The sequence below is a fragment of the Flavobacteriales bacterium genome (assembly GCA_020435415.1).
Classification (GTDB): domain Bacteria; phylum Bacteroidota; class Bacteroidia; order JACJYZ01; family JACJYZ01; genus JACJYZ01.
Window position 1 is genome coordinate 43,408 of record JAGQZQ010000012.1, and the last position, 10,905, is coordinate 54,312.

Genomic DNA, 10,905 nt, shown 5'->3' on the forward strand with positions numbered 1-10,905 from the left:
AATAAAGGGGGCGCTATGTATGAGGGGCATTAATCTTCGAGGAAAAACTTCAGCGCTTCAATGCTGACGATATTTATGCCCTCGTAGTAATAATGCAAAATGTCTTTGAATGACTTTCCGTACAGTGCCATACGCATGGCACCTTCCTGACAAAGACCAACACCATGGCCATAACCACGGCCGGTTAACACAATGGTCTCCCCTTCTTCGTTCACGGAAAAGAAGGTTGATTTCAGGTTCCAATCATTGCGAATGTCTTTCAATGGAATATCCACACCGGCATAAACCACCTGACGTTCATCCTGTGGAAAGCACACCGCTACCGAGTCCAGACACTCTTTGGTAACCGGTGATTCCTGGTGCGTCTTGAGGTATCTGACCCAGTCGGATTTATTCACCTCCCGACGCCATTGCGAATGCCTGGTACCTGTTGTGCAGAAGGTATCAACCACAGACCGGAGATATGATTTTGACGTGAGCCACACATCTTCCGAATTGCTGGTTTGCCCGCCACAATTGCTATGAAATGCTGCGGTGATCAGTTGCACATGGTCATCGATCAATACCATGCCATGCGTTTCAATGACCGCCTTTAAAATGCTATAGTGTCTTGACTTTTGCTTGTATGCCTGACAATGGACCCGGTCACACAGTTCGTAACCATCCGCCTTGTGCCTGACCGCATGTGAGAGTGCATAGGTACGTGCAAGAATGGCCTGAACCTTCAGAAACTCAGGGTGTGCTTTATACCCTACCTCTGCTTCAACAACTCCAGCAACATAATTCTCAAGCTCTACCTTATTAATAAGCATCAGGGATTTTGCGCCGGCAGCTACCTGAAGATGGTCGTCATAAACCCGTACATCAAGATCCGGAAATACGGCTTTTACCCTGAGGCTGTTATCACCATGATCAGACAGGAACATAATATTCCGGAAAGACCCCATGTCCTTATCAAACAACCTGAGTTTTACCTTTTGATCGTGAAGTGTAAGTTGCAGGATACTGGTTGAGGAAACCTCGAGAATTTTTACCCCATCCGCGAAAACGAAATAACTCCCTTCGTCCGGTGTGACCACGATAGACGTTACCTCCTGGTCCGTCATAACGCCAATGCTCATATATTCTGCCCGGGCTTGAAAGCCCAATCCTCCCAAGAGGATTACGATCATGATCAGCGTCAACCGCATTCTACAAATATAACAAATAGTCAATTGCCCCATACATCATTGCCTTTCCTTCGGATACAAACCGCGCACTTGCCAGTCGGCCGCGTTACATTCCCGGCCATCACAATTCCAGGATTATCTGAGCAGCCCTATCCGAAGCCCCCTGCCCTCCAAGGCTTTTACGCAAATCCTTGTATTGGGTTATCATGTCTTCCCGCTTATTTCCACCCGGAAGGATCGATGCAAGTTCTTTCGTCACATTTTCTTTATTAAGGTCACCCTGGATAAGTTCCTTTACAGCCTCCTTATCCAGAATAAGATTCACCAATGAGATGTATTTGATCTTCACCAAAAGCCTGGCTATAAAAAACGAAAGGGCGCTCCCTTTGTAACACACCACCTGCGGGACTCCGAACAACCCGGTTTCAAGCGTGGCAGTGCCTGAGGTAACCAGGGCAGCAGTAGCCTTTGACAGCAGGCCACGCACATCCCGCATCAACTCAACGGGTATTTTGCCTGAACACTGTTTGTAGAAGGATTCATCCACCGAGGGCGCAGCAGCGATCACAAACCGATATTCCGGGAATGCCCCGGCAGCCTGAAGCATGACCGGCAACATGTTACTGATCTCCTGCTGTCTGCTTCCTGGAAGGAGTGCAATAATCTTTCGCTTGTCATCTTCATTCTCCTCATCCGTAAAAGACGGATCAATGACATCCAGTAGCGGATGACCTACGAAGTGAACTTTCATATCGTACTTCGCATAAAATGCCTCTTCAAACGGGAGGATCACGATCATCTGATGCACATCTCGCTTGATGCGATGAACCCTGGAGGCCTTCCATGCCCATACCTGGGGTGAGATGTAATAATAAACCGGTATCCCTTCCTTACGTGCGAACTCCGCAATGCGCAAATTGAATCCGGGGTAATCCACCAGAATAAGTTTATCAGGCTGGTATTGCTGGATATCCAGCTTACACTGGCGGATAAAACCGAGTATTTTCCTAAGGTGAACAAGGACTTCCCAGAAGCCCATAAATGCGGTCTCCCTGTAATGACGAACCATCACAGCGCCCTCAGCTTTCATCTTATCGCCACCCCAGCCACGGAACTCCGCATCCGGATCCTTTCGGCGAATGGCCTTCATCAGGTTGGACGCATGGAGATCTCCCGATGCCTCTCCTGCTATGATGTAGTACTTCACGGGTACAGATCAAAAATACTTTAGGTATACCACCACCGGTGCCCAGAGAAAGGTGGCGAACAATACGCCACGGGCAGCCAGATCCCACCGGCGCCAGATCAATATAAAAAAGAGGATGAGGTTAAAGATAAGACTCAGGCTCACTACAGGTGCCTGGATTCCTTTGCTGTCAAGCACAAATTGCCACCAGGCAGCGGGTGTCTTGTGAATCTGATCAGCGGCAACCTGCATGTAATAGTATATCCAAAAACCAAAAAAGGGACCAATGATACCGGCCACCATTCCCCATTTGATCTTGTTCAGCGCTAATCTGGTTTTCATTCAAAATCCCATTGGTTCAGGAAAGGCAGGCCATGGTGTGCGGTCATGTCAAACTGAACGGGAACCACCGAGACATAATGGTGTGATAACGCCCATTCATCGGTATCTTCTCCGTGGTCATAATTTTTAAAAACGCCCGTCAACCAGTAATAAGGGTGTCCCATCGGATCCGTCCTTTCCTCAAATTCCTCTTCATAACGGGCAAGCGCCTGGCGGCATACTTTGATTCCCTTGATAGGTTCAGCGGTCTTGCGAGGTATGTTCACATTCAGACAAGTTCCGCTGGGAAGGCCCTCTTTCATCACCTTACGAACCACGGTACGAACCACATCTTCTGCCTCCGAAAAATCCGCATCCACACTATGATCCAGAAGCGAGAAGCCGATGGATGGAATACCTTCGATGGCACCTTCCACTGCTGCAGACATGGTGCCGGAGTAGATAACATTCACCGATGAATTCTGGCCGTGGTTGATCCCGGACACACATAAGTCCGGCTTACGATGCAGTATCTTATTCACCGCTAACTTAACACAATCAACTGGCGTTCCGGAACATTCATATTCAGAGTGCCCGTCAATCTGCACTTCTACCAACCGGAGGGGAAAGTGAATGGTAATCGCATGCCCCATTCCCGATTGCGGCTTATCCGGCGCCACAACCAACACATCACCGAATTCGCGCATGACCCGAATCAGGCAACGCAGACCGGGTGCCTTGATCCCATCATCGTTGGTCACTAATATCACAGGCTTTTCTGACATGCCACAAATCTAATCAAATTGGTTTATGAAGAAGGCATACTTCCTTCCTGGTTGCCAAATAAAAAAGGGAACAGCTTGAGCCATTCCCTTTGTAAACTTCCTCTTTTATCAACTACGCTACTTCTATCTTTCGAACCGGTGCGGCTTTGGCCTCATCCTTTTTGGGCAGTACCACTGTTAATATCCCTTTCTCATAAGTGGCCCTGATCTCATCTGCCTTCACAATCTCAGGTAATGTGAATGATCGGTTAAACGACCCGAATGCAAACTCTTTTCTGGAGTAGTTCTTAGCGTCTTCGGTTTTTTCCGATTGATGTTTCCCGGAAATGGTCAACAAATCATTTTCAACATCCACCTGAAAATCGGCTTTTTCAAATCCGGGCGCCGAGACTTCCAGTTCGTATGCATCTTTTTGTTCCGAGATATTTACTGCAGGTACGGTACTGCGCCCGCCGGCAGATTGCAGTTTGTGATTCAGAATGTCGTCAAAGAAATCAGACAATCCACTTGCCGGGAACAAATCGTTTTTTTTCCATTTAATAAGTGTCATGATAAATCCTCCTTTTTTTGGTTCATATTATTTTATGTGCTTACCAAGCATATGTTCATCCTACCCTGGACAATTCATATACCAGTCTGCAAACCACCCCAACACTATGCCATAATGTCCACATTTTAATATATTTTAAGAATTTTGGTGACATTTTTACATGTCTTATGTGTATTTTAGCGACATATAAAAACTGGTTCTACATTTGATCCGGCTATAAAAACAAACATTACACGATACAACTATGATGTGGCTTATTATTATCCTATTTATGCTGTTGGGGATGGTCGTTAGCGGCCAACTTAAAAGAAGGTTCCGGGAATATTCCAGGGGAATGCTGAGTTCAGGCTTATCGGGAAGGGAGATTGCAGAAAAGATGTTACGGGACAACCGGATCAATGATGTGAACGTGATTTCGGTAAAAGGACAACTTACCGATCATTACAACCCAACCGACAAAACCATCAACCTGAGCGAGGAAGTATATCACGGCAGGAGTATTGCCGCTGCTGCGGTAGCTGCCCACGAGACTGGTCATGCGGTTCAGCATGCCACAGACTACGCGTTTCTGAAATTACGGTCATCCCTGGTGCCCGTGGTATCCATCAGTTCGAAATTCATGCACTACATTCTGCTTGGAGGGATGTTCATCGGGTTCTCTTATATGATGTACCTCGACAAGGTATTGCTGGCAGTCATCATTGCCCAAAGCCTACTTGCACTGTTCAGTCTTATCACATTACCCGTAGAAATCGATGCGAGTCAACGTGCCTTAGCCTGGCTTAACTCCTCCCAGATAACCCGGGGCGAAGAACATGACAAGGCAGCCAATGCATTGAAATGGGCCGGCATGACGTATGTTGTGGCTGCCTTGTCCAGCATTGCGATGTTGCTGTATTTTGTGATGCAGTTTGCAGGCCGGCGTGACTAGTTGTCCGGAAAGATCTTTCCCGGATTCAGAATACCCGCCGGATCAAATAATTGCTTGATACCCCTCATCAGACCCAGATGAACCTTGCTGAATGGGATATCCATGTAATTCTTCTGAACGAGCCCTATGCCGTGTTCGCCTGACAGTGTTCCTCCCAAATGAACCGTTAATTGGAATATCTCGCGGATGCCTTTTGGAAGATCGTTGTTCCATGCATCATCTGACATCTCCTCTTTAAGGATGTTCACATGAAGATTGCCATCACCGGCGTGCCCGTAACAGACGGAGCGAAAGCCATATTTCCGCCCGATCTCCTTCACGCCCATTAATAGAGCAGGCAATTCCGCCCGGGGCACAACGGTATCCTCCTCTTTATAAACAGATACATGTTTCACAGCCTCCGCAACCTTTCTTCTCATATACCACAGACTTTCCTTTTGCGCCTCGGTATCGGCAAACAGTATTTCTCCTGCCTCAAAGGCTTGCATTACGGATGATATCTGCTCACATTCACCGAACATGACCTGATCATCATGGCCATCTACCTCAATCAGCAAGAACGCCTCTGCCTCACCCACCTCTACCCTGATCTTTTCATCATAGGCCATTCCGCACAACACCGCATCGCGCTCCATAAACTCCAATGCCGACGGGGTAATTCCCTTACGAAATACCGCCGCCACCGCCTCACAAGCTTTTTCAGCAGACGCGAACGGTACGAACATCAACATTGTCCGGGATGGCATGGGAATCAGTTTGAGCCGGATCTTCGTGATCACGCCTAAGGTCCCCTCACTCCCTACTATCAATTGCGTGAGGTTATATCCGGTGCTGTTCTTCAACACATTGGCACCCGTCCATATCACCTCTCCGGTGGGAAGCACAACTTCCAGATTAAGCACATAATCCCTGGTGATCCCATACTTCACAGCATGCGGACCTCCCGACGACTCGGCCATATACCAAAAAAAAAAACAAGAACCCTTGCTGGCGGGATCCGGTGGATAGTACAGACCCTTAGCCGCCACCGCTTCCTGAAACACCTGGTTAATCACCCCTGGCTCTACCGTGGCCTGGAAATTTCTTTCATCGATCTCCAGAATTTCATTGAAACGATCCATAACCAGCACCACCCCACCAAAAACCGGAAGGGCGCCGCCTGACAAGCCGGTACCGGCTCCCCTTGGCGTTACAGGTATCCGGTGGCGCGTACACCAGGAAAGAATTTGGGAAACCTCATCCGGTGTCCGGGGACGCACGGCAACCTCCGGGTAATAACAGAGATCCTCCGTTTCATCTGAGGCAAACCTGCGCAGCGAATCATCGTCAACCAGCACATAGTCCTTGCCCACAATCTCACGCAATTGTGCTACCATGGCTGAATCCACCTTCAAAAATCCCTTTGCATCCGACTTCATTTGATCATCCATAAAATATGGTGTATTTTCGCATCTCCCTCTGTTGCATTAAAAAGCTGAAAGTAAAAAGATTATCGTCATCAGCAAAGTGTATTGAAATTGGCTTATCCGCAGAAGATACATTTAGAAAGACACGACCACACTTAACCGTAACCCCCTTCCTTATGAGACATCTGTTTATTGCCTGCATCCTCTTGTGCACCGTCACATCAGGAATCGCTCAAAAGAAATTGAAACTTGAGAATATCTGGGGAGACGGCACTTTCCACAGTGAAACGGTCAGTGGCGTCAACAATATGAAGGACGGTCTGCACTATACGTCCAGTGTGACCCTGGACAACGGCAAACAAGCCATTGTTAAATACGCATACAAAACCGGTAAGGCCACGGACACCCTGCTGAATACCGCCTGGCTGAATGTAGACCTGCAATTCGACAATTATCAGGTAGGACCCAACGAACGCAAAATATTACTTGGCACAGGTGAAGAACGGATCTACAGACATTCTTCCAAATACCATTATTTTCTTTACGACCGTGATGCCAGGAGCCTTATCAAATTGATCGAAGGCAACAAGCAGATGTTTGCCACCTTCTCCCCTTCCGGTGAATACGTGGCTATGGTACGCGACAACAACCTGGTGGTTGTAGACCTGAAGCTCCACCTGGAAGAGCAGATCACGACAGACGGCATTCATAACCAGATCATCAACGGACGAACAGACTGGGTGTATGAAGAAGAGTACGGTTTTGACAAAGCCTTCTTCTGGTCTCCCGATGGAAAGAAGATCGCCTTTTACCGATTTGATGAAAGTGAGGTGAAGGAAATTGTATTCGCCCGTTACGAAGGCAACCTTTACCCATCCGCTTATAAATTCAAGTATCCGAAAGCAGGCGAACAAAACGCCAAGGTTTCCATTCATGTATACGATCTTGAAACCAAGAAAACCACACGGACCGGTGTGAGGGCAACGGCAGATCAGTACATACCCCGGTTAAAATGGACCCGGGACCCCAACCTGATGTGCATCTATTTTATGAACCGGCACCAGAACGACCTGGAACTGATCGCCTTCAATACGGCCACCCAGGAACGTTATACATTGCTTCATGAGACCGATCCCGCCTATATTGACATCGACGACGACCAATATTTCCTCAATGACAAACAACACTTTATCTGGTCCAGCGAAGCCGATGGATACAAACACCTTTACCTATACAATATGAAAGGAGAAAAGGTGCGCCAGATCACCAAAGGCACCTGGGATGTCACGGACTTTTATGGGGTAGATGAAGAGAACCAAACACTATACTACGGATCCGCCGAGGTTTCCCCAAAAGACCGCCATGTCTATTCCATCAAACTGGATGGAACGGGAAAAAAATTATTGACGGAGGGTAAAGGGTGGAATACCGCCAACTTCAGCAAGGGCATGAAGTACTTCATTCATTTCTGGTCTGACGCCAACACACCCGGCACAGTCACCCTGAGAGACCAGAATGGCAAATCCATCAGGGTTCTGAAAGATAATGCTTCCCTCAACAATACGCTGAAAGAATACCAACTTTCAAAGAAGGAATTTTTTGTTTTCACCAATTCCGGAGAGACCCTGCTTAACGGATGGATGATCAAGCCGCCGGACTTCGACCCGAACAAAAAATACCCGGTGCTGATGTTTGTATACGGCGGCCCCGGATCACAAAAGGTCACCAATAGCTGGACGGGGGCTCTCTTTCTGTGGCACCAATACATGGCGCAACAAGGTTATGTGGTGGTCGCGGTAGATAACAGGGGCACCGGCGCGCGTGGAGCCACCTTCAAAAAATGCACCTACAGACAACTGGGCAAACTCGAACTGGATGATCAGATTGATGCGGCCCGATACCTCGGCAGTCAGTCTTTTGTGGATGCCTCCCGAATAGGTATTCACGGCTGGAGCTACGGCGGCTATATGTCTTCCCTGTGTATCACCAAAGGTGCTCAGTACTTCAAGACCGCCATTGCTGTAGCCCCGGTAACCAACTGGCGTTTTTACGACAGCATTTACACGGAGCGCTACATGCAAACCCCGCAGGAAAATGCGAGCGGCTATGACGACAACTCCCCTATCAATCATGTAAAACTGATCAAAGGACATTACCTTCTGATCCATGGCACGGCGGATGACAATGTGCATTTCCAGAATTCCATGGAGATGGTGCATGCCCTGGTGCGTGAAAACATACCGTTCGACATGCATGTTTACCCTGACAAAAACCATAGCATTTTCGGCGGGAACACAAGGCTGCACCTGTATTCTAAAATGACGTCCTACCTGCTGTCAAACCTCTGATAATATGGGTTGGCCGGGCGGTTAGGATTTTTTCTCTATTTTCACCGCTCAAAACCAAATAAATACCCATCGCATCGGTTAGCTTCCAAGTTATGACACAAATGCAAAAACAGGAAACGATTCTGGGCCACCCCAAGGGATTGTTCATTCTCTTCTTTACCGAGATGTGGGAACGCTTCAGCTACTACGGTATGCGGGCGATATTGGTATTGTATATTGTTTCTTCACCCACCGGTGCAAACCCGGGCTTAGGCTGGACCAACGCCGAATCACTTTCGTTATACGGTTGGTATACCATGTTGGTATACGTCATGTCGATCCCGGGTGGAATTTTAGCAGACCGTTTACTTGGCCAAAAGAAAGCGGTAATGGTTGGTGGCCTGCTGTTATGCGCAGGACATGGTATTCTTGCCATTACTTCGCTTTGGGCATTTTATACCGGATTGGCATTGATCATTCTGGGTGTAGGTGCACTGAAGCCAAACATTTCAACGATGGTTGGCGGTCTTTATCCTGCCGGAGACATCAGAAGAGACAAAGGGTTTACCATATTTTACATCGGTATCAATATAGGTGCCTTCCTGTCCTCACTCATCGTAGGTTATGTAGGTGAAAAAATTGGTTGGCACTATGGATTCGGTCTCGCCGGTATTGGTATGTTGCTTGGTCAGGTCGTTTACATGTGGGGTCAAAAGTACCTGACAACCGTAGGAAATTATATACCAACAGCCAAGGTTGAAGGCACCAATAAATCCGTCCCATTGACCAAAATAGAAAAGGACCGGATGATTGTCATGCTCCTGTCCTTCCTGATCATCATTGTATTCTGGGGAGCCTTTGAACAGGCTGGTGGACTGATGAACCTTTATGCAAAGGAAAAGATCAACCGGGTCATTTTGGGATGGGAGATTCCTGCAAGCGTGTTCCAGTCAGTCAATGCATTTTTCATCATTACCTGCGGAACAGCCGTAGCAGCATTTTGGGCTGGCAGGCGCTTGAAGAATAAAGAAGAGTCGGCCATTTTTAAAATGGCACTCGGAACCATGATCATGGGATCGGGCTTTTTCCTGATGACCGCTGCCTCCATGGATGCGGCAGAACCCTATAGCAAAGCCGGCTTATACTGGCTGATCGGCGCCTATTTCCTGCATACGATCGGAGAACTATGCGCCTCACCGGTAGCACTATCCTTTATCACAAAACTGGCCCCGGTAAAATATGCCTCTATCATGATGGGGGTTTATTTTGCTGCTACAGGTCTCGGTAACAAGTTAGCCGGAAGCCTGGGAGAAGCCGCTCAATCCGAACCGGTGAAGGTAGAATTGATTGCTGAAAAACCTGCCTTGCAGCCTTTTGTTGCAGACAGCGTCATTAACAAAGACGATGATTTCAGCATACGTTCAACTGTTTACCTGACCGAGAACAATGAGATTCATATGATTGGCATGGAAAGCCAACAGGATGTGAGGGGGCTTTTAAAGATGGATGACAAGAACAGGGAACACCTGGCAGAAATCCTGAATACCGAAGGTGCTACGCAGGAAAAGCCCTATCATGCAACCGTAAGGTTATCCAAAGATCCTGACAAGAAAAAGGTTGAGGAAAATAAAGGAGACGGCAAGGATTACAGCGGACAAATTATTGTGGAAGAGGTGCAGACAAAAGCGGAGTTCAACATCTTTACCTTCATAGCCTTGCTTACCATTGGTTTTGGAGGGCTACTCCTTCTCTTCCTCAAAAAACTCAAAAGGCTCACCCATGGTGCGGAAGACATCACGGATTCGCATCACGAGGAGCAGGAAGGCTTTGAGATCGCAGATAAAGAAAACACATAAGGAGAACTGCATCGTTCACTTCATTTTATCACTAATCTATCTAGGTTTTGACTTTACAACAGTTCGGCGGATCAGAGGATAACCAGAAGACAATATTGGGCCATCCCGTAGGCCTTTTCATTCTCTTCTTTACAGAAATGTGGGAGCGCTTCAGCTACTATGGAATGCGGGCAATTCTCGTTTACTACCTGGTAGCAGAAGTTTCGAAGGGTGGCTTTGCATGGGCGGAACCGGATGCCATCATGCTTTACGGAACTTATACCAGTCTGGTTTACTTCACTCCCATGATCGGCGGATGGCTCGCGGATCGTGTCATGGGCTTTCGCAATGCAGTCACCGCCGGCGCCCTGATGATGACACTTGGGCACGTATCT

General features: G+C 47.7%; 10 protein-coding genes. 4 read left to right on the forward strand and 6 right to left on the reverse strand.

From position 1 onward, the window contains the following. Positions 1-29: 29 nt before the first annotated feature. The 5 genes from KDD36_03855 to KDD36_03875 all read right to left on the reverse strand — a co-directional run bounded on the left by KDD36_03855 (position 30) and on the right by KDD36_03875 (position 4,011). Positions 30-1,172: a SpoIID/LytB domain-containing protein gene (locus KDD36_03855; GenBank protein ID MCB0395761.1), complete on the reverse strand. Its 1,143-nt coding sequence runs from the start codon at positions 1,170-1,172 to the stop codon at positions 30-32. 118 nt (positions 1,173-1,290) lie between these two features. Further along, a complete protein-coding gene (lpxB, locus tag KDD36_03860) occupies positions 1,291-2,376 on the reverse strand; it encodes a lipid-A-disaccharide synthase (protein MCB0395762.1) in 1,086 nt (361 codons plus the stop codon). A gap of 9 nt (positions 2,377-2,385) precedes the next feature. Beyond that, the gene (locus tag KDD36_03865) at positions 2,386-2,697 is read right to left on the reverse strand and encodes a hypothetical protein (GenBank protein MCB0395763.1); all 312 of its coding nucleotides are present in this window, start codon (positions 2,695-2,697) and stop codon (positions 2,386-2,388) included. Next, positions 2,694-3,461, reverse strand: coding sequence for a 5'/3'-nucleotidase SurE (gene surE, locus KDD36_03870; GenBank protein MCB0395764.1), 768 nt, complete (start codon positions 3,459-3,461; stop codon positions 2,694-2,696). Before surE ends, KDD36_03865 begins: the two co-directional genes overlap by 4 nt. A gap of 112 nt (positions 3,462-3,573) precedes the next feature. Next, positions 3,574-4,011, reverse strand: a complete 438-nt coding sequence (locus tag KDD36_03875) for an Hsp20/alpha crystallin family protein (protein ID MCB0395765.1) — start codon at positions 4,009-4,011, stop codon at positions 3,574-3,576. Between the two features lie 244 nt (positions 4,012-4,255). Between KDD36_03875 and KDD36_03880 the strand changes: the two genes are divergently transcribed. Further along, complete coding sequence (locus tag KDD36_03880) at positions 4,256-4,942, forward strand: zinc metallopeptidase (protein MCB0395766.1); 687 nt, start codon at positions 4,256-4,258, stop codon at positions 4,940-4,942. On the opposite strand, the gene KDD36_03885 is transcribed toward KDD36_03880, so the two are convergent. Continuing rightward, positions 4,939-6,318 carry an FAD-binding protein gene (locus KDD36_03885; GenBank protein ID MCB0395767.1) on the reverse strand — a complete coding sequence of 460 codons (1,380 nt, stop codon included), beginning with the start codon at positions 6,316-6,318 and terminating at the stop codon, positions 4,939-4,941. The genes KDD36_03880 and KDD36_03885 overlap by 4 nt on opposite strands. A gap of 206 nt (positions 6,319-6,524) precedes the next feature. Here KDD36_03885 and KDD36_03890 point away from each other — a divergent pair, with 206 nt between their 5' ends. The 3 genes from KDD36_03890 to KDD36_03900 all read left to right on the forward strand — a co-directional run. Next, entirely contained in the window at positions 6,525-8,696 is a 2,172-nt protein-coding gene (locus KDD36_03890) for a S9 family peptidase (protein MCB0395768.1), read from the forward strand. A gap of 92 nt (positions 8,697-8,788) precedes the next feature. Then, positions 8,789-10,531 carry a peptide MFS transporter gene (locus tag KDD36_03895; protein MCB0395769.1) on the forward strand — a complete coding sequence of 581 codons (1,743 nt, stop codon included), beginning with the start codon at positions 8,789-8,791 and terminating at the stop codon, positions 10,529-10,531. A gap of 47 nt (positions 10,532-10,578) precedes the next feature. Continuing rightward, positions 10,579-10,905: MFS transporter (locus KDD36_03900; protein MCB0395770.1), on the forward strand; the 327-nt coding region annotated here is incomplete at its 3' end.

Coding starts and splice junctions, on each gene's coding strand:
- KDD36_03880 (MCB0395766.1), top strand. CDS start 4,256: ATGATGTGGCTTATTATTATCCTATTTATGCTGTTGGGGATGGTCGTT.
- KDD36_03865 (MCB0395763.1), bottom strand. CDS start 2,697: ATGAAAACCAGATTAGCGCTGAACAAGATCAAATGGGGAATGGTGGCC.
- KDD36_03855 (MCB0395761.1), bottom strand. CDS start 1,172: ATGATCGTAATCCTCTTGGGAGGATTGGGCTTTCAAGCCCGGGCAGAA.
- KDD36_03890 (MCB0395768.1), top strand. CDS start 6,525: ATGAGACATCTGTTTATTGCCTGCATCCTCTTGTGCACCGTCACATCA.
- KDD36_03895 (MCB0395769.1), top strand. CDS start 8,789: ATGACACAAATGCAAAAACAGGAAACGATTCTGGGCCACCCCAAGGGA.
- KDD36_03885 (MCB0395767.1), bottom strand. CDS start 6,318: ATGGTAGCACAATTGCGTGAGATTGTGGGCAAGGACTATGTGCTGGTT.
- KDD36_03875 (MCB0395765.1), bottom strand. CDS start 4,011: ATGACACTTATTAAATGGAAAAAAAACGATTTGTTCCCGGCAAGTGGA.
- surE (MCB0395764.1), bottom strand. CDS start 3,461: ATGTCAGAAAAGCCTGTGATATTAGTGACCAACGATGATGGGATCAAG.